17 protein-coding genes and 3 pseudogenes are annotated in these 18,183 nt (G+C 69.7%); 7 read left to right on the top strand and 13 right to left on the bottom strand.

Going from position 1 to position 18,183, the window contains the following annotated elements; all coding sequences use genetic code 11:
* Positions 1-23: 23 nt before the first annotated feature.
* A complete protein-coding gene (locus NF20_RS22200; protein WP_003874762.1) occupies positions 24-341 on the top strand; it encodes an ESX-1 secretion-associated protein in 318 nt (105 codons plus the stop codon).
* Positions 338-649 carry a DUF2694 family protein gene (locus tag NF20_RS22195; RefSeq protein WP_009974204.1) on the top strand — a complete coding sequence of 104 codons (312 nt, stop codon included), beginning with the start codon at positions 338-340 and terminating at the stop codon, positions 647-649. The genes NF20_RS22200 and NF20_RS22195 overlap by 4 nt, the downstream gene beginning before the upstream one ends.
* Before the next feature lie 33 nt (positions 650-682).
* Here NF20_RS22195 and NF20_RS27795 read toward each other — a convergent pair whose 3' ends face one another.
* Complete coding sequence (locus NF20_RS27795) at positions 683-826, bottom strand: hypothetical protein (RefSeq protein WP_011723308.1); 144 nt, start codon at positions 824-826, stop codon at positions 683-685.
* Between the two features lie 214 nt (positions 827-1,040).
* Here NF20_RS27795 and NF20_RS28535 point away from each other — a divergent pair, with 214 nt between their 5' ends.
* From NF20_RS28535 to NF20_RS22185, 3 genes are read left to right on the top strand one after another with little or no spacing between them, the layout of a single operon-like run.
* Positions 1,041-1,955 carry a hypothetical protein gene (locus tag NF20_RS28535; RefSeq protein ID WP_416332332.1) on the top strand — a complete coding sequence of 305 codons (915 nt, stop codon included), beginning with the start codon at positions 1,041-1,043 and terminating at the stop codon, positions 1,953-1,955.
* Positions 1,952-2,560 carry a DUF5631 domain-containing protein gene (locus NF20_RS28530; protein ID WP_009974206.1) on the top strand — a complete coding sequence of 203 codons (609 nt, stop codon included), beginning with the start codon at positions 1,952-1,954 and terminating at the stop codon, positions 2,558-2,560. The genes NF20_RS28535 and NF20_RS28530 overlap by 4 nt, the downstream gene beginning before the upstream one ends.
* A gap of 50 nt (positions 2,561-2,610) precedes the next feature.
* A complete protein-coding gene (locus NF20_RS22185) occupies positions 2,611-2,934 on the top strand; it encodes a DUF2710 family protein (protein ID WP_003874759.1) in 324 nt (107 codons plus the stop codon).
* Between the two features lie 77 nt (positions 2,935-3,011).
* On the opposite strand, the gene NF20_RS22180 is transcribed toward NF20_RS22185, so the two are convergent.
* A complete protein-coding gene (locus NF20_RS22180) occupies positions 3,012-3,785 on the bottom strand; it encodes a TIGR03084 family metal-binding protein (protein WP_033711886.1) in 774 nt (257 codons plus the stop codon).
* Positions 3,786-3,842: 57 nt separating this feature from the next.
* Positions 3,843-5,196 (bottom strand): annotated as a pseudogene (locus NF20_RS22175) (MFS transporter).
* Positions 5,197-5,259: 63 nt separating this feature from the next.
* On the opposite strand from NF20_RS22175, the gene NF20_RS22170 reads away from it, so the two are divergent.
* A complete protein-coding gene (locus NF20_RS22170) occupies positions 5,260-5,865 on the top strand; it encodes a YqgE/AlgH family protein (RefSeq protein ID WP_003874756.1) in 606 nt (201 codons plus the stop codon).
* 15 nt (positions 5,866-5,880) lie between these two features.
* On the opposite strand, the gene NF20_RS22165 is transcribed toward NF20_RS22170, so the two are convergent.
* Positions 5,881-6,222 (bottom strand): hypothetical protein, encoded by a 342-nt coding sequence (locus NF20_RS22165; protein ID WP_003874755.1) that lies wholly within the window; start codon positions 6,220-6,222, stop codon positions 5,881-5,883.
* Positions 6,223-6,277: 55 nt separating this feature from the next.
* A pseudogene (locus NF20_RS22160) lies at positions 6,278-7,377 on the bottom strand (LpqN/LpqT family lipoprotein).
* Positions 7,378-7,561: 184 nt separating this feature from the next.
* Here NF20_RS22160 and leuS point away from each other — a divergent pair.
* The gene (leuS, locus tag NF20_RS22155; RefSeq protein ID WP_033711882.1) at positions 7,562-10,471 is read left to right on the top strand and encodes a leucine--tRNA ligase; all 2,910 of its coding nucleotides are present in this window, start codon (positions 7,562-7,564) and stop codon (positions 10,469-10,471) included.
* Positions 10,472-10,477: 6 nt separating this feature from the next.
* Here leuS and NF20_RS22150 read toward each other — a convergent pair whose 3' ends face one another.
* The 8 genes and pseudogenes from NF20_RS22150 to NF20_RS22115 all read right to left on the bottom strand — a co-directional run bounded on the left by NF20_RS22150 (position 10,478) and on the right by NF20_RS22115 (position 18,182).
* Complete coding sequence (locus tag NF20_RS22150) at positions 10,478-11,149, bottom strand: SDR family oxidoreductase (protein ID WP_033711881.1); 672 nt, start codon at positions 11,147-11,149, stop codon at positions 10,478-10,480.
* Between the two features lie 58 nt (positions 11,150-11,207).
* Entirely contained in the window at positions 11,208-11,711 is a 504-nt protein-coding gene (locus NF20_RS22145) for a MarR family winged helix-turn-helix transcriptional regulator (protein ID WP_009974218.1), read from the bottom strand.
* Between the two features lie 66 nt (positions 11,712-11,777).
* A complete protein-coding gene (locus NF20_RS22140) occupies positions 11,778-12,524 on the bottom strand; it encodes an amino acid ABC transporter ATP-binding protein (protein WP_011723315.1) in 747 nt (248 codons plus the stop codon).
* Complete coding sequence (locus NF20_RS22135; protein ID WP_033711878.1) at positions 12,521-14,329, bottom strand: ABC transporter substrate-binding protein/permease; 1,809 nt, start codon at positions 14,327-14,329, stop codon at positions 12,521-12,523. The genes NF20_RS22140 and NF20_RS22135 overlap by 4 nt, the downstream gene beginning before the upstream one ends.
* A gap of 50 nt (positions 14,330-14,379) precedes the next feature.
* A complete protein-coding gene (locus NF20_RS22130; RefSeq protein ID WP_019732191.1) occupies positions 14,380-15,120 on the bottom strand; it encodes a GntR family transcriptional regulator in 741 nt (246 codons plus the stop codon).
* A 118-nt stretch (positions 15,121-15,238) separates the two neighbouring features.
* A complete protein-coding gene (locus tag NF20_RS22125; RefSeq protein WP_019732190.1) occupies positions 15,239-16,018 on the bottom strand; it encodes an LLM class F420-dependent oxidoreductase in 780 nt (259 codons plus the stop codon).
* Between the two features lie 16 nt (positions 16,019-16,034).
* The gene (locus NF20_RS22120) at positions 16,035-16,949 is read right to left on the bottom strand and encodes an alpha/beta fold hydrolase (protein WP_019732189.1); all 915 of its coding nucleotides are present in this window, start codon (positions 16,947-16,949) and stop codon (positions 16,035-16,037) included.
* A 23-nt stretch (positions 16,950-16,972) separates the two neighbouring features.
* Positions 16,973-18,182: pseudogene (locus NF20_RS22115) on the bottom strand (DUF1214 domain-containing protein).
* Position 18,183 lies beyond the last annotated feature (1 nt).

The following is an 18,183-nucleotide window of genomic DNA, read 5'->3' as shown; positions in this document are numbered from 1 at the left end:
CGGTCCTCAACAGGAGACAGCGGATGGCAGATTCGATCCATGTAGTGCCCGCGCACCTGCGTCAGGCCGCTGCGCATCACCAAGACACCTCGGAGTACCTGCGCACCGTCCCGTCGTCGCACGCCGCCATCCAGGAGAGCCTGGATTCGCTCGGGCCGATTTTTAGTGAACTGCGCGACGCCGGCCGCGAACTTCTCGAGCTGCGGCGCCAGTGTTACGAGCAGCAAGCTGCTGACCACGCCGACCTGGCCGACCAACTGACGGTCTCGGCGGCGATGTGGGAGCAGCACGAGCAGGAGGCGGCAGACAAGTTCGGCAGCATCGTCGACCGCGGTCGATGACGGACGCGAATCCTGCTTTCGACACTGTTCACCCGAGCGGACACATCCTGGTCCGCTCGTGCCGCGGCGGCTACATGCACAGCGTCGCGCTGAGCGAAGAGGCGATGGAAACCGACGCCGAGACGCTGGCACAAGGCATTCTGCTGACCGCCGACGTGTCCTGTCTCAAGGCGTTGCTGGAAATCCGCGACGAGATCGTCGCCGCCGGGCACACACCGTCGGCGGAAGTTCCGACCCCGCGCGACCTCGATGCGGCCATCGAAAAGTTGCTGGCGCACAAGTTGCGCCGCCGCACGCACGCCAAGTAGACGGCTCGGACCGGTCTCAGCCGAGGTGTTCGGTTAGCGCAGCCACGGCTTGGCCGCGCTGGGATCGGGAGCGATACCGGTCGGCGGCTCTACCGGATTGGGGCCGAACAACTCTCGCGCTCGGGCGAGCAGCGTGCGCACCTCGTCGAGTTGCTGCTGCAATGCAGAATCAGCCATGTCCCCACGCTACCCAGGCCTTGACGGCCGCACAATTCACTGACTGCACAACTCGCCGGGCGGCTGCCGCTAGGCTTAGCCGGTGGCGATCTTCGGTCGGATGACGGCGCGTCAGCGCCTCCGGAGAGCTACCCGGGAATCACTGTCGATTCCGGCCTTCAGCTCTCCCGTCGACTGCACCCCGTGGGTGACAGGCGGGCTGTGGCCTGCCGAATTGTCGACGGTCACGCCCGAAACCGCCACGCTCGCAGAGTATCTCAAGGCCGACCTGCAGCGAATTGCCGACGGCGCCAACGATGAATTGCGCAAGCTCAAGCGCGCGGGTATGACCGACACCGCCCGGCAGGCTGCCGAGGCGCGAGTCATCGAGCAGGCCCGCACGCGTGCGGTGCGACGGGTCGAATCGACGATCCGCTACCTGCATGCGGTGCAAAGCGGCGCCCGGCCGCCGGCTCCACCGCGGCCGACCCTCGATGCTCCCGGCGCGGACTTGGAAAGGACGCAGGTGCTGCCCGCGGTCGGCGACGCCGAGCACACCGCCGGCCCGCCAGCGCAGCAGACGCCCGAAGCGCGCCCGCGACCGACCCGGCGGCGGGCGGCCGAGGACGAGCCGGCGCAACTCGAGGAGACCCGGGTGCTTCCGGCCATTCGCGACGACGCGGCGGCCGCGGACGCTTCGGTCCCGGAGACGCCGGCCCCGGAAGCGCCGGCCGCCGAAGTCCCGGAGGCGCCGGCCCCGGAAGTCCCGGAGGCGCCGGCCCCGGAAGCGCCGGCCGCCGAAGTCCCGGAGCCGCTCGGCGAACCCACCACCCGCGGTCGTCACCACGCGCCGGTGCCCGAACCGGTCGCCGAGCGCGTCGAACCGGACATCGCCGCACCCGCCGAGGCGGCCGACCTGGAGCAGACCCAGGTCATCCCGGTCGTCAGGCGAGACGAGCCGGTCCCGAGCCGCCGGTCGTTGCCCCACCGGAGCCGGCCGAGGAGCCCGCGGACAGCGGCCGGCACCACGCGCCGGCGGACGGCGACGAGCCGGCGACCGAAGGCCGGCCCGCCGTCGCCGACACCGATACCGCCCAGCCCCGCGTCGAAAAGCCCGCGGCCACAACGGCATTCGACAACAACCGCTTGAACCGGCTGCTGGAATTCGTGGTCCGGCAAGAGCCGCGGCTGAATTGGGCGATCGGCGATCGCGCCGACGGGACGACGATCCTGGTGACCGATCTCGCCCACGGATGGATACCGTCGGGCATCGCCCTGCCGGCGGGCGTGCGGTTGCTGGAACCCGAGCGGCGCAGCGGCGACGTGGTCGCGCTGATCGGCGAGACGGTACGCCGCGTCACCTACACACCCGGTGATACGCTGCGCCGCTCGGCGGACTTCGCGGCCACGCAGTCGTCGTCGCAGCCGCGAGAACTGCCCCCCATCGACGACTTGGCGACAGCCATCAGCCGGGCCATCCGCGGGCGCGCCGACCTGCCCAAGATCGTGCCGCGGCTGGCCGACGCGGCGGCCGCGGGCGCGGTCATCGTCGACCAGGAGGTCGACGTCTTGCGGGTGCACCTGGACACGGCCCGCTATCAGCTGCTGGTGCAGTATCCGAACGTCAACCCGGCGCTCCTGCTCAAGTGCCTGTTGATGGCCGCCACCGAAGGCATCGCCAGCGGCGACCCGGTGTCCGCGAACTACCACCTGGCCTGGTACCGCACTCTGGCCGCGCCGGCCTCCGGTGGTTGAGCCGGCAACCCGTCGTATGAATTGACGCTGGTCGGAGGGCTCGCGATACTGTGCAGGTGTCGGATTCGGGCAGTCGCGCGAATCTCAGCGACAAGGATCTCGTCGAATCGGTTCTTCGCGAACTGAGCGAGGCGGCCGACAAGTGGGAAGCCCTGGTGGCGCAGGCCGAGGCCGTCACCTACAGCGTCGACCTGGGCGACATCTACGCCGTGGCCAATTCCGACGGCCGGCTGCTGAAGCTGACCCTGCATCCCGGGGTGATGACCGGGTACGGCCACGGCGAGTTGGCCGACCGGCTCAACCTCGCGATCACCGCGCTGCGCGAGGAAGCGGAGGCCGAGAACCGGGCGAGTTACGGCGGTCCCCTGCACTGACGGGTCCGCGCGTTTTACGCGCTCATCGCCCGGGGCTGAGGTTGTTGGCCCCGGCTCTCTTCGCGCGTTTCACGCGCTCATCGCCCGGGGCCGGGCGGGCCGGCGAAGGCCTGCGCGATCTCCAGCCAGCGCTGCGCATCGGCGCCGTCGGCGGTGATGTCGAGCGCGCTCAGCGGCCGCCGCTGGGTGACCAGGAAGCAGAAATCCTCCGCGGAGCCGGTGACCCGCTGCACCGCCTCCGGCGGCCCCCACGACCAGGTGTCGCCACGGGGGCCGCGCAGCTCGACCAGGAACGGCTCGGCCGGCGGCGTCAGATTGTTGACGGCGAACGCGTAATCGCGGGTGCGCACGCCCAGATGAGCGATCGATCGCAGCCGGTCGGTCGCCGGACGGATGACCCCCAGCGCGTCGGCGACGTCCAGGCCGTGCGCCCAGGTCTCCATCAACCGCGCGGTCGCCATCGACGCGGCACTCATCGGCGGGCCGAACCACGGGAGTTTGCGACCGGCCGGCACCCCCAGCAGCGCCCGATGCAGCCGGTCGCGGGTGGCGCGCCAATCCGCGAGCAGCTCCGCCGGGGCGACGGCCGCGAGCTCCTCGGCGCCCTTGTCGACGAAGCCGGCCGGGTCGGCGGCCGCGCCGGCCAGCACCTCGGAGAACCCGGGTTCATCGGTAACCGCGATCAGCGCGACCCGATCGGTCCACAGCAGATGCCCGATCTGGTGGGCGATCGTCCAGCCGGCCGCCGGCGTCGGGTCGGCCCAGCGGCCCGGCGGCAGCGGTGCGACCAGGGCGTCCAGCGCGTCGCTCTCGGCGCGCAGATCCGCCACTATCGGGGCCGGACCGGTCATTGCCGCCCCCGCCGGTCGGTGCCGGCCGTCGGACAATTCACGTCGCCACCTTAGCGATCACTCGCCGCGCCGCCCGACGATGCCGTGCACGGCCAGCCCGACCAGATAGAGCACCGACCCGAACAGCGCGAACACCGGGGCGTGCCCGTCGTCGGGAATCACCATGCCGGCCACCGTGATCGCGACGATGAACGCCACCCAGAACAGCGCATCCTGCACCGCGAACACGTGTCCGCGCAGCGCATCGTCGACGTCCATCTGCATCGCCGAATCGGCGCACAGCTTGACCATCTGCCCGGTCACCCCGAGCAAGAAACCGCACACCACCATCACCGGAAGCAGCAGTTCGGCGCCCGCGACCTCGACGATCGCCGACGCGGCGAGCGCGCCGTTCGCGGTGGCGTAGCGGCCCCACCGGCGGATCGCGGGCGGCGTCAGCACGTTGGCCAAGAACGCGCCCAGGCCGGCGGCGCCGAAGAACAGCAATGCGGTGCCGAATCCCCCGCCCTCGAGGCCCGGCAGGTGATGGACCAGCAACAGCACCAGCAGCGAATTGATACCCACCACCATCCGATGGGCGGCCAGGCCGGACAGCGTGGCCGCGACCGTCGGGCGCTGAGCCACCGTCCGCGCCCCGTGCAGCCAGCCGGTGATCACCGCATAGAGCACCGGCCCGTGGATCGCCCGCCAGGTGTCGTCGGGACCCAGCGCCCGCGGGGCGAACCGCCACGACAACAGCAACGCGATCGAGACCGGAACCACGGTGAAAAAGACGATCGCCGCGGCGCCCCGGTCGCCGGCGCCGAACAGGAACCGCGGCACCAGCATGAAGTTGGCGCCGAGAAACGCGGCAACGGCCCCGGCCGCGGTGGCCACCGCGTTCATCGTCACCACCTGCTCACGCGGCACCACGTGCGGCAGCGCCGCCGACAGGCCGGACCCGACGAACCGGGCCAAACCGTTGGCGAACAGCGCGCCCAGCAGCAGCGGCAGATCACCGGCCCGCACCGCCAGGATCGTGCCGATCGCGGCGATGAGCACCAGCCGGCCCACGTTGGCGCCGACCAGCACCAGCCGCCGATCCCAGCGATCCATCAGCGCGCCGGCGAACGGCCCCAGCAGCGAGTACGGCAGGAACAGGACCGTGAAGGCGCGGGCGATGGCAAGCGGGTCGGCGGCCCGATCCGGGTTGAACAGCAGCGCCCCGGCCAGCGCCGCCTGGAACAACCCGTCCCCGAACTGACTCGCCACCCGCACCTGCAGCAGCCGCCAGAAATCCGGCAACGCGCGCACCGAGCGCCAGGTTTCGACGGGTGCGCTGGACTGCATCCGGGTTGGAATCACCGAAACCGACTTCCACGATTGGGGCTGGAACGCTGGCGTGGTCAGGGCCGTGCCAACAACAGTACAAATCTTCGTGCTCCACGCTCCCGATTGCCCTGGGCGACGATCGGGCGGATGCCATGATGGTGGGGTGCCGCCGCCGGAGGATCCCGAGGACTACGTCGCACCCGCCGCGCAACGGGTGCGGGCGGGCACCTTGCTGCTCGCCAATACCGACCTGCTGGAGCCGACGTTTCGGCGCAGCGTGATCTACATCGTGGAGCACAACGACGGCGGCACCCTGGGCGTCGTGCTCAACCGGCCCAGCGACACCGCCGTGTACAACGTGCTGCCGCAGTGGACCACGCTGGCGGCCAAGCCGAAGACGATGTTCATCGGCGGGCCGGTCAAGCGGGACGCGGCGCTGTGCCTGGCGACGTTGCGGGTGGGCGCCGATCCGCAAGGCGCACCAGGCCTGCGGCACGTGGACGGCCGGGTGGTGATGGTCGACCTGGACGCCGACCCCGACGCGATCGCGCCGTTGGTGGAAGGCGTGCGGATCTTCGCGGGCTACTCCGGCTGGACCATCGGTCAGCTCGAAGGCGAAATCGAGCGTGACGACTGGATTGTCTTGTCCGCCTTGCCTTCCGACGTTCTAGTGGGGCCCAGGTCCGATCTGTGGGGGCAGGTTCTACGCCGCCAGCCGCTGCCGCTGTCGCTGCTCGCGACCCACCCCATCGACATCAGCCGCAACTAGCTGGCTCCCCCGCCGTCACGCGCACGACTGCGTGCAGCCGGTGCAGCTGCCGGCGCAGGCCGGCGCGGCGGACTGCTGGCGCACCGCGAAGCGGGCGCTCTGCCACGAGCCGGCGGCCAGGGTCCCCAACGCCCCGGCGACGCAGACGATGAGCACGACCAGCGCGGTGTGCGGGACCGCGGCCAGCGCCACCGTGCCGCCGGCGGCCAGCATCACCGCGGCCGCCAACTGGGTGGGCGCCATGGCGCGCAGCGCCAGCGCGGTGGCTCCGTAGTTCCGGTTGTGCGCAAGCGACCAGGTGCCGAACCCCGCCGAGGCCACCGCCGCACAGATGCACAGCACGCCCGCAATCAGCATGGCCTCACAATACGAGCCGGGTCACCGCCGCGCGCAGCGGGCCGGGTAGTCGTTCTCAGTGCTGCAGGAACGAGAAGTTCGGCAGCGGGGGCAGGCCCGGCACCATGGCCAGCAGGCTGGGGGTGTGCTGTTGGTTGGGCAGCGGCTGCGCGGGCAACCCGGCCGGGGCCGCCGGAGCGGTCTGGGCGAGCGGCACCAGCGGAGCCGCGGCGGGCGCCGGCGCGGTTGGGGCGGCGGGGGCGACGGGTGCCGGTGCCGGTGCGACGGGAGCGACGGCCGGCGCCTGGGCGGCAGCGCGACCGGGGCGGCCGTGGGTGCCGGGGCGCTCGCGCCGGGCACGGTCACCCGGAATCCGTTGACGATGGCGTCGGTGGCCGGGGCGTCGGCCACGGCGACCGCACGGTCGGTGGTCACCGCCAGCGAAACGAGGTACTTGTCCGGCCCCGAGGTGGCGATGACGTGACGACGCGAGGTGTTCAGCGTCAGGTCGCCGTCACGGTAGGTGCCCTCCACGATCGACGACGGGAATCCGCCGAAATCGGCCATCGAGGCGTTGGTGGGCTGCCACGCCGGAAGCTTCTGGCTGTCCACGTAGCCGTGGGTGATGGCTTCCCTCGGATCGAAGTTGCCGACTAGCTTGTACACCACGACCTGGGCATTCGACGAGTAGATGCTGCTGCCGTGCCGGTCGGCGATCACCGCGAACGCGTCGGGCACGTTCGGGTCGGGCACCTGGGTCCAGCGGGCGGGCATCGGCAAGGTGATGTCGAGCGCCTTGAACCCCTGGGGCTTTTGCGCCTCGAACTTCACGCCCTTGGACTGCAGGAATTCCCGGATCGTGCCCGACGTCGCGGGCGCGGGAGCGGGAGCCGGGGCCGGGGCCTGGGCCGGGGCCGGGGCCGGAGCGGGGCCCGGGGTGCCCGGCGTGGCCGGGGTGATCTGGGTGGCCGCGGTGGTGGCCTGCGGCGCGGCCAGGTATCTGCTCGGCGGCACCAGCTCGGGCCCGAGGTTTGCCGGCGCCGGCGCGGGGACGGGCGCGGGCGCCGGCGGCAACGGGTCTGCCGATGCCGTACCGCCCGCAGCAACCGCCAGGCCGATCAGGCCGGCGACCATACCGCCGAGAACTGCCCGGTGGCCGGGGACGATCTCAATCATCTGCGTCGGTCCTTCCCATGGCTGCCTACCAGAAGCCGTCGATAGTGGCTGACTGTAACTACAGGTCAAAGGCGGTGAACAGGCTCGAAATACAGCTGGGATGAACCCCTGATCGGTGCGCAACGCAACCGAGACCAACCTGTGGCCGGCGAAGCCGCCGCGTCGGCCCTTATACCCTGTTCAGGTGACCGAATCCCCGACCACTTCGCCCGCCACCGGCTCCGGTGCCGCCGCGCCGGACTCCGACGCGCCGCCGTATCGCTACACCGCGGCGCTGGCGGGCCGGATCGAGGGCAGCTGGCAGGACACCTGGGCCAAGCTCGGGACGTTCAACGTGCCCAACCCGGTCGGTTCGTTGGCCCCGACGGACGGGACCCCGGTCCCCGAGGACAAGCTGTTCGTGCAGGACATGTTCCCCTACCCGTCGGGGGAGGGGCTGCACGTCGGCCACCCGCTGGGCTACATCGCCACCGACGTATACGCCCGCTACTTCCGGATGACCGGCCGTAACGTGTTGCATGCGTTGGGTTTTGACGCTTTCGGCCTGCCCGCCGAGCAATACGCGGTGCAGACCGGCACCCACCCGCGCACCAGGACCGAGGCCAACGTGGTCAACTTCCGCCGCCAGCTGGGCCGGCTGGGGCTGGGCCACGACAGCAGGCGCAGCTTCTCCACCACCGACGTCGAGTTCTACAAGTGGACGCAGTGGATCTTCCTGCAGATCTACAACGCCTGGTTCGACCCCGCCGCCAACAAGGCCCGACCCATCGCCGAGCTGGTCGCCGAATTCGATTCCGGCGCGCGCAGCCTCGACGACGGGCGCAACTGGTCCGAGTTGTCGGCGGGGGAGCGAGCCGACGTGATCGACAGCCACCGGCTGGTATACCGCGCGGACTCGATGGTCAACTGGTGTCCCGGACTGGGCACCGTGCTGGCCAACGAGGAGGTCACCGCCGACGGACGCAGCGACCGCGGCAACTTCCCGGTGTTCCGAAAGCGGTTGCGGCAGTGGATGATGCGGATCACCGCCTACTCCGACCGGCTGCTCGACGACCTCGACCTGCTGGACTGGCCGGAGCCGGTGAAGACCATGCAGCGCAACTGGATCGGCCGTTCCACCGGCGCCAAGGCCCTGTTCGCGGCGACCGGCGCCGACGGCGCGGCGCTCGACATCGAGGTGTTCACCACCCGACCGGACACGCTGTTCGGCGCCACCTATATGGTGCTGGCCCCCGAGCACGAGCTGGTCGACGAGCTGGTCGCGCCCGCCTGGCCGGACGGCACCGACCCGCGCTGGACATACTGCGCCGCCACTCCGGGCGAGGCGGTCGCCGCCTACCGGCGGGCGATCGCCTCGAAGTCGGACCTCGAGCGCCAGGAGAGCAAGGCGAAAACCGGTGTCTTCCTGGGCAGCTACGCCACCAATCCCACCAATGGCAAGCCGGTTCCGATCTTCATCGCCGACTACGTGCTGGCCGGATACGGCACCGGCGCGATCATGGCAGTGCCCGGCCACGACCAGCGCGACTGGGACTTCGCGCACGAATTCGGCCTGCCCATCGTGGAAGTCATTGCCGGAGGCGATATTTCGGAGGGCGCCTACGCCGGCGACGGGGTGTTGGTGAACTCCGGCTACCTGGACGGACTGGATGTGGCGGCGGCCAAGGAGGCGATCACCGCCCGGCTGGAAGCCGAAGGCCGTGGCTGCGTGCGGGTCGAATTCAAGTTGCGTGACTGGCTTTTCGCCCGGCAACGGTACTGGGGCGAGCCGTTCCCGATCGTCTACGACAGCGACGGGCGGCCGCATGCCCTCGACGAAGCCGCCCTGCCGGTGGAACTGCCCGACGTGCCGGACTATTCGCCGGTGCTGTTCGACCCCGACGACGCCGACAGCGAACCGTCGCCGCCGTTGGCCAAGGCGACCGACTGGGTGCACGTCGAGCTGGACCTCGGCGACGGCCTGAAGCCCTACAGCCGCGACACCAACGTGATGCCGCAATGGGCCGGCAGCTCCTGGTACGAACTGCGCTACACCGATCCGCACAACTCGGAACGCTTCTGCGCCAAGGAGAATGAGGCCTACTGGATGGGGCCGCGGCCCGCCGAGCACGGGCCGCAGGATCCCGGCGGCGTCGACCTGTACGTCGGTGGGGCCGAACACGCGGTGTTGCATCTGCTCTACGCCCGGTTCTGGCACAAGGTGCTCTACGACCTGGGCCACGTCAGCTCCCGCGAGCCGTACCGCCGGCTGGTCAACCAGGGCTACATTCAGGCGTTCGCCTACACCGACTCGCGCGGCTCGTACGTGCCGGCCGAGGAGGTCGTCGAACGCGACGGCCGGTTTTTCTACCGCGGTCCCGACGGGGAGATCGAGGTCTTCCAGGAATTCGGGAAAATCGGGAAGAGCCTGAAGAATTCGATCTCACCCGACGAGATCTGCGACGACTACGGCGCCGACACGCTGCGGGTCTACGAGATGTCGATGGGTCCGCTGGAGGCGTCCCGTCCCTGGGCGACCAAGGATGTGGTGGGCGCTCACCGGTTCCTGCAGCGGGTGTGGCGACTGGTCGTCGACGAGCAGACGGGCGAGACGCGGGTGGTCGACGGGCCCGGACGGGATCTGCCCACCGGCACCCTGCGGCTGCTGCACCGCACCATCGCCGGAGTCTCGGAAGACTATGCGGCCCTGCGCAATAACACCGCCGTGGCCAAGTTGATCGAGTACACCAACCATCTCACCAAGGAACATCGCGACGCGGTGCCCCGCGCGGCGGTCGAGCCGCTGGTGCTGATGCTGGCGCCGTTGGCGCCGCACATGGCCGAGGAGTTGTGGCTGCGGCTGGGCCACACCACCTCGCTGGCGCACGGCCCGTTCCCGGTGGCCGACCCGGCGTACCTCGTCGAGGACACCGTCGAATACCCGGTGCAGGTGAACGGCAAGGTGCGCGGGAGGGTGACGGTGGCGGCCGACGCCGATCGGGACACCCTCGAGGCCGCCGCGCTGGCCGACGAGAAGGTGCTGGCGTTCCTGGCCGGCGCCCAGCCGCGCAAGGTGATCGTGGTCCCGGGCCGGCTGGTCAACCTGGTGGTGTAGCGGCGGCTACCGCCGGGCGGGCCGCAGCACCACCTCGTGCACATGCCCGTCGGGCGGGGTGGCCACCACATTGGCGACCGCGGCCGCGACGGTTTCCGGCTTCAAAAACCTGTCCGGGTCGTAGCTTCCGCCTTCGAACGCGATGAGCTCGCGCTGCATGCCGGTGTCGGTGCGACCCGGATACACGGTGGTGACCCGCAACTCGGGCTCGTCGTTGCGCAGCGAATCGGCGAAGGCGCGCAGCGCGAACTTGCTGGCCGAGTAGGAAGCCATGCCGGGGGAGACGTTGCGTCCCGCGCCGGAGTTGATGAAAACCACCTGACCGCGGGCCCGCCGTAGCGCCGGCAACAACGCCAGCGTGAGCTCAACCGGTCCAAAGACGTTGACCGCGAAGGTGGCACGCCACTCGCCGACGTTCGAGTCGGCCACGTTGCCGGGTATCGACAGTCCCGCGTTGTGCACCAACACGTCGAGTTCGTCCACGACTTCACAGGCGGCCTCGATGTCGCCGCCGTCGGTGAGGTCCAGCGGGAACGTGGTGGCACCGAGCCGCCGGGCGACCGCGTCGAGCCGGTCCGACGGCCGGCCGGCCAACAACAGGGTGTGCGTGGGAGCCAGCGCCGTGGCGATCGCCGAACCGATACCGCCCCCGGCGCCGGTGATGAGTGCATTGGGCATGCGGTGGAGTCTACCGATCCCGCGTCGCCGATCGAAAAGGGTTGAACTGCAGCCCGTTTCAGGCTTCCTTGCGTGCCGGGGGCACACCGGCCGGCCCGGACGTCGGGTCGCCGGAGGCCAGCCGCTCCAACGGCGCCAGCGCCTTCATCAGCGTGTCGAGGTCGGACGCGGGGAGCTGGCTCAGCATCGCCGCCAGCGCCGCGCGCCGATTGGCCAGGGACTCACCGTGAACCGCGCGGCCGCGCGGCGTGATGTCGACCAGCACCGCGCGCAGGTCGGACGGGTCGCGAGAACGCTTGACCAGCCCCACCTTCTCCAGTCGCCGGATCGCCACGGTGGTGGTGGGAGTCCGCACCCGTTCGTGCGCCGCCAGGTCGGTCATCCGGATCGGGCCCTGATCGAGCAGGGTGACCAGAATCGACAGTTGCGCCAACGTCAAATCCCCGGCCGCCGCCCCGCTGGGATCGCCCCGCCGCAGCATCGCAAACAATTTGGACAGCGCTCGGTGCAAACCTTCGGCGAGCTCGGCAACCTCGGCCGCGTTCGATTCGCTGTCTGCCATAAATCGGGAGTCTAACCTGATATCAGAGGCGTACAAGGGAGCCATTGCCCCGATGGTCGGTTCGGATCAAAGCACTTGGGACAGGAATCGCTGCAGCCGTTCGGTCTCGGCGGCTTCGAATATCTGCTCGGGCGGGCCCGATTCCACCACCTTGCCGTGATCCATGAATATCACCGCGTCGGACGCCGAGCGGGCGAACCCCATTTCGTGGGTCACCACAACCATTGTCATGCCCTCGGCGCCGAGGTCGGCGATGAGTTGCAGAATTCCTTTGACCATTTCGGGATCCAGCGCCGAGGTCGCTTCGTCGAAAAACATCACCTGCGGCGACATCGCCAACGCGCGGGCGATCGCCACCCGCTGTTGCTGCCCCCCCGACAGCGTCGCCGGCCGGGCACCGGCCTTGTGTTTCAGGCCAACTCGGTCCAGCTGGGTCAGCGCCAGCTCGCGGGCCGCCTCGGCGGGCAGCCGCCGAAGTTTCCGCGGCGCCAGCGCCACGTTGTCCAGCACGGTGCGGTGCGGGAAGAGATTGAAATGCTGGAACACCATGCCGATGCGCTGGCGCAGCTGGTCGGGGTCGTCGTGCAGAACCGACCGGCCGTCCAGCAGGATGTCGCCGCGGTCCGGCTCGTACAAGCGGTTCAGGGTGCGCAACAGGGTCGACTTGCCCGAGCCGGACGGCCCGATCACCGCCACGGTGCTGCCCGCGGGAGTGTCCAGATCGACACCGCGCAGCACCGCGTTGCCGTTGAGGGTTTGGTGAATGTCTTTGCACGCCAACGAAACCGACGCGCGGGAGGCGGGATTGCTCACGTGATCTCCTGCCCGAAGGTCAGCATGTCGGCAGGCTCCTCGGGGTCGACCGCGGCGCGGCCGCGGCGCAGCCGGGCGTCGATCATGTTCACCAAATGCGTCAGCGGCACGGTCAATATCAGGTAGCAGGCGCCGGCGGCGACCAGCGGCGACAAGTTACCGGTCTCGGCGTTGAGGTCGCGACCCACCTGGAACAGCTCCCGCTGATCGGCGACCAGACCCAGGAAGTACACCAGCGCGGAGGCCTTCAACAGCGCGATGAATTGATTGACCAGTGCCGGCAGCACCCGCCGGACACCCTGCGGCACCACCACCAGTCGCATCGCCGTCGCATAGCTGAACCCCAGCGCGCGCGACGCTTCCAGCTGGCCGGGGTCCACGCTCTGGATCCCGGAGCGCAGGATCTCACCGATGTAGGCGGCCGCCATCATCCCCAGCGCGGCGATGCCGAGCGGGTAGGGATTGTTGTTCGTCAATCCGCCAACGATCGGCCCGATCCCGAGCCCGATGAGCAGGATGATCACCACTTCCGGAAGCCCGCGGAACACATCGGTGTACACCCGGGCCGGCCAGCGCAGCCACCGCGCATGCGAGATGCCGGCGACGGCCAGCACCATGCCCAGCACCAGCCCGATCACGCTGGCGCTGAAGGTCAGGATCAGCGTGTTGGGCAACCCGGTGCGCAACAACGTGGGGATGGCCTGCCGATACATGTCCCAGTCGAAGAAGGAGTCGCGCAGCTGCGCAAGCGTCGATTTCGGCGCCGCCGGTCCCACCGCCTTGTGATGCTGACTCGCCGCGATCGCCGCGAAGTCCGGCAGTTTGGGGGGCGCCGCGGCCTGGGAGCCGGGTTTCCAGCCCGGCGGCAGGGTGCGGGGCACCCACTGCGAGTACAGGTTCGACCAGGTGCCGTCGGCGATGACGGCATCGAGGGCGGAGTTCAGCGCATCCACCAAGGGCTTGTTGTCCTTGGCCACCGCGTAGGCCACGAAATTGCCCGGGCTGATCGTGTTCGCCACCACCACCGCCGGATCGCCCGGCTGGATGGTGGTCGCGGCCTGACCGGCGGGCGCCACCCAGGCGTCGATCTGGCGGGTCTTGAGGCTGGCGTACACGGTGGCGAAGTCGGGATACTTCACCGGCTGCAGATGCAACGTGTCGACCACGTAGGACTCCTCGACGGTGCCCTGCACCACCCCGATGCGCTGCCCGGCGGCCAGGTCGGTGAATTCCTTAATAGCGGAACCTGGCGGCACCACCAGCGCGTAGTAGCCGAAGTCGTAGCCGTTGGTGAAGGCCACGGTTTGGCGCCGCTCGTCGGTGGCCTTGATCGACGACGACCCGACGTCGAAGCGGCGCGACGCCACCTGGGCCAGCAGCCCGGCGAAATCCGTGCCGACGAAACGGACTTGGAGGCCGAGCTTGCCGGCGATCGCGCGCAGCAGCTGGTTGTCGAAGCCGCTGTACTGGCCGGTGGGGGTGATGCACACGTTGGGCGGGGCGCCCGACAGCGTCCCCACCGTCAACACCCCCGGGGTGCCCAGACCCAACGTGTCGATGCGCACCGAACTCAGCGGCTCGACGGTGGGCGTCGTGTGCTGGTCGGGCTGGCTCATGGAGCCGCCGCGGGTCAGGTTCTCGGGCAGCACGGCCGCGCTTTTCGGGCCGGCCGGCGCGCACTGGTTCCGGTCGGCCGCCGCCGGCGGGGCCAGCAGCGCCGACGACCCGCACGCCATCAGCACGGTCGCGGTCAGTGCGAGTAGCTTTCCCCGGCGCGTGCCGCGCCGGCCCACGGGCAAATTCATCACTGCCACCGTATCGACTGGTCGGCGGCGCGGCCCGCCCAGAGCCGGTGCTACAGGGCCAGCGACGCCCCGCCGCAGATGGTGTCCGCGTCGGCCAGCACCGGCAGCGGGCCGGCAACGACGCGGCCGGCATCGTCGGGCGGCGTGAACACCCGGCGGCGAAACAGCTCGCCCAGCATCGTCTGGGCCATCCGGTAGGAGCGCTCGACGCACGCCGCGCGCGCCGCTTCGGGATCGCGCCGGTGAATGGCCGACGTCTCGTCCTCGTAGAACGGCAGCAGGTCGTCGCGACCACCCTGATAGGTGGTCCAGAACAGGCGGGGAATCAGGTTCTGCGAGGCGCGGATGGTCGCGTGCAGCCGCGGTCCGGCGTATTCGTCGTTGACGGTGCGCCGGTACTCGGCGGCGAGGTCGGTGAACGCGCGCGAATCCTTGGCGGTGCGCAGCGAGCGCAGCAGCGTGTCGAGCTCGCCGAGGATCCGTGGGGTGGGACTGGTCGCCGCGCGGGCCGACGCGATCCCGTTGAGCAGCCCGTCCAGTTCGTGGTGCTCGAGCACGGTGGCTTCGTCGAACCGCTCGACGAACGCGCCGCGGTGGTAGCGGGTGGACACGATGCCGTCGTGCTCGAGTTGCACCAATGCCTCTTGAATCGGCACCCGGCTGACTCCCAGGCCCACCGCAATTTCATTGCGGTCCACCCGGTCCCCGGTGCGCAGCTTCCCGGTCAGCAACAGGTGCAGAATGTGCGAAACAACCAGGTCCTTTTCCTTGACCCCGTATTTCTTCGGCATCTTTTCGCTTCAGTCTCTTTCACACCGAACAGCTCTGGCGCTGAGAGTTTCTCACGAATTAACGCACGCGTTCATGCGTTTGTCCGACGAACTCGGAACCGGACGCGGGCGGGCCGGGTCAGCGGCCGTCGCGCCATTTGCACAGCGCCTCGGCGTCGCGGAGGTCGTAATCCGGGCCGTCGCACCCCACCGTCAGCAGGGTGACGCCGAGGCCGACCAGTGCTTCGGCGTTGGCGAGCAGTTCGGCACCGCCCTTGACCGCCGCGGAACGCTCGATGCGATCCGGGTCGCGGCCGACGTCGGCGCAGTGCCGGGCGAGCACGTCCGACTTCGCCGGGTATTCCTCGGCGGAGGTGAAGCTGTGCCAGATGTCGGCGTGCTGGGCGACCAGCCGCAGCGTCTTGCGTTCCCCGCCGCCGCCGATCAGCACCGGGATGTCGCGGGTGGGAGCCGGATTCAGCTTGGCCAGCCGCGCCTCGATCCGGGGCAGCGCGCCGGCCAGGTCGTCCAGCCGGCTGCCGGCGGTGCCGAATTCGTAGCCGTACTCGTCGTAGTCCTTCTGCTTCCAGCCCGAGCCGATGCCCAGGATCAGCCGGCCCTCACTGATGTGGTCGACGGTGCGCGCCATGTCGGCCAGCAGCTCCGGGTTGCGGTAGGAGTTGCAGGTCACCAGCGCGCCGATCTGGATGCGCGAGGTCTGTTCGGCCCAGGCGCCGAGCATCGTCCAGCACTCGAAATGCGCGCCGTCCGGATCGCCGTAGAGGGGGAAGAAGTGGTCCCAGTTGAAGGCGATGTCGACGCCGATGTCCTCGCAACGGCGCACCGCGTCGCGGATCTGGTTGTACTGCGGGGCGTGTTGGGGCTGTAACTGCACACCGATACGGATGGGGTGGGTCATAACGTCCACCGTAGGCTCAGCGCGCGTCGAGCACCCCACGCAGGATGTCGATCAGCGCGCGCGGCTGGTCGCTTTGCACGGAGTGCCCCGAGTTCGCCACCACGTGCGCGGTGCGGAAATGCTTTGCGCGACGGCTCAGCTCGGCCGCGTCCTCGTCGCTGACGAAGCCCGAGGAACCGCCGCGGACCAGGGTGACCGGCGCGGACAGGGCGTCGACGTCCGCCCACAGGCCGTCGAAGTCCGGGAATTTGCGGATGGCGTCGTAGCGCCACGTCCATTTGCCGTTGTCCAGCTTGCGCGAGTTGTGGAACACCCCGCGGCGCAGCGCCTTCACCTCGCGGTGCGGCGCCGCGGCGATCGTCAGGTCCAGCATGGCCTGGAAGCTGTCGAACTCGCGTTCGCCGTGCATCAGCGCCACCGTGCCCTGCTGCTCCTTGGTCATCTCGGAATGCCGTTGCAGCGCCGAGGGGGTGACGTCGATCAGCACCAGTTCCTTGACCAGATCGGGTGCGACGGCGCCCAGCCGGATCGCGGTCAGCCCGCCCAGCGACATGCCGACGACGAGGTCGGCGCCGGCGGCGTGCTCGCGCAGCATCGGCAGTAGGGCGTCGGCGTTCAGCTGCGGCGAGTAGTCGCCGTCCGCGCGCCAGGCGGAGTGTCCGTGTCCGGGAAGGTCGACCGCCAGCGCGGGCTCGCCGACGCCGACGATCACCGTGTCCCAGGTGTGCGCGTTTTGCCCGCCGCCGTGCACGAACACGATGCGGGGGTCGGTGCTGCCCCAGCGCAGCGCGCTGACTTTGGCGTCGCCGCTGCCCGATTCGACCCGGGCGACCTCGGGCAGGTGACCGGATACCCCGGCCTGCTCGGCGTTTTCGTGCAACAGCGCGAATTCGGACAGGCCCGCCAGTTCGTCCTCAGATACGTCGGTCACGTTCTCGACCCTAGCCCCGGTGTCTACAGCACGTAGCGGCGGCGAATGCCGCGGAAGCGTTCCCACATCGCGTCGGCGCGCTGCGACGGCGTCACCATCACGGTGTCTTTCGGCAGGGCGTCGAGCAGCTCGTCGTGCCCGACCACCCGGGTGTCCAGCACGGCGGGTTCGCCCTCCAGCATGTGCCGGTAGGTCAGGTTGCCGCGCTCGAAACCCTGGGTGTCCAGCCAGTTGTGCACGCCGGGATCGCGATGGGCCATGACCAGCCGGATGCGTCCGTCGCCGTCGACGGTGGTGCGGCTCGGTGTGTAGCTGACCGGGCGGTACAGGTAGTCCATGCTTCTTGAAGAAGACGCCCATGTTGGTGAACATCCACAATCCGGGGTGGGCGTCGAATTCGACGATCAGCGCTTCGTCGGGCGCCAGTTCCCAGTACATGTTGGCGGCGGCCCGGCCGCGGTTGCCGTCGGCGTCGGTCGCGGCGGCCCGGGGGAAGGTGTTCGGGCTCTCGGCGTCGACCCCGCCGTGGCGGAACGGGTATTCCGGCCAGTCCGACATCAGCCCGGTGACGAAATCGCCCGCCCACCGCATCGCCTCGACCATTTCGCCGGGTGTGGGCAACGGTTTCGGGATGGCCATGTCGACGCGTTCGATGCGCAGCTGCGCCGGGGTTTCGTCCCAGCGGTCGAAACCCTGGCGGATGAACAGTTTTCGGGATTCGGGCGTGGTGGGCAGCCAGTTGTGCCCGCGCTCGGCTCCGCCGACGTACAGCTCGAAGCGGCCGTCGGCGCCGACGCGGAGTTGCTGGCCGAACAGGTTGGCCTGCGGTGCGTCGCCGAAGGGTTCATGCAGCACACCCTCTCCGGGCGTGCGCCGTCCCTGCACGGTGACATTGAAGAAGCGCGAGGTGCCGCGGGTGCCGGTGATCCGGTAGGTGGACCGCCCGTCGATCCACGCCTGCTGGTAGGTGAAGTCGGCGCAGTCGCCGCCCAGCTTGCGGGTGGGGCCACAGAAACTGTGCAGCACAGGATAATTGGTGTCGCGGGTCTCCAGGGCCAGATCGAAGGCCTGCCCGAGGTTTTGGGTCAGGAACCGGAAGGCGTCGACCCGATGCGGTCCGGAGGCCGGGTTGTGGTCTTTGAAGGCTCGCTCGCCCGCGCGTTGCAGCCGGGCGCAGAATTCGGTCCACGCCGCCCGCAGCGCCGCGTCGTGCGGGCCGTCACCGAAGGCCATG

It is taken from the genome of Mycobacterium sp. MAC_080597_8934, from assembly GCF_000523975.1.
Lineage (GTDB): Bacteria > Actinomycetota > Actinomycetes > Mycobacteriales > Mycobacteriaceae > Mycobacterium > Mycobacterium avium.
This window is presented reverse-complemented; position numbering and strand designations above follow the sequence as displayed.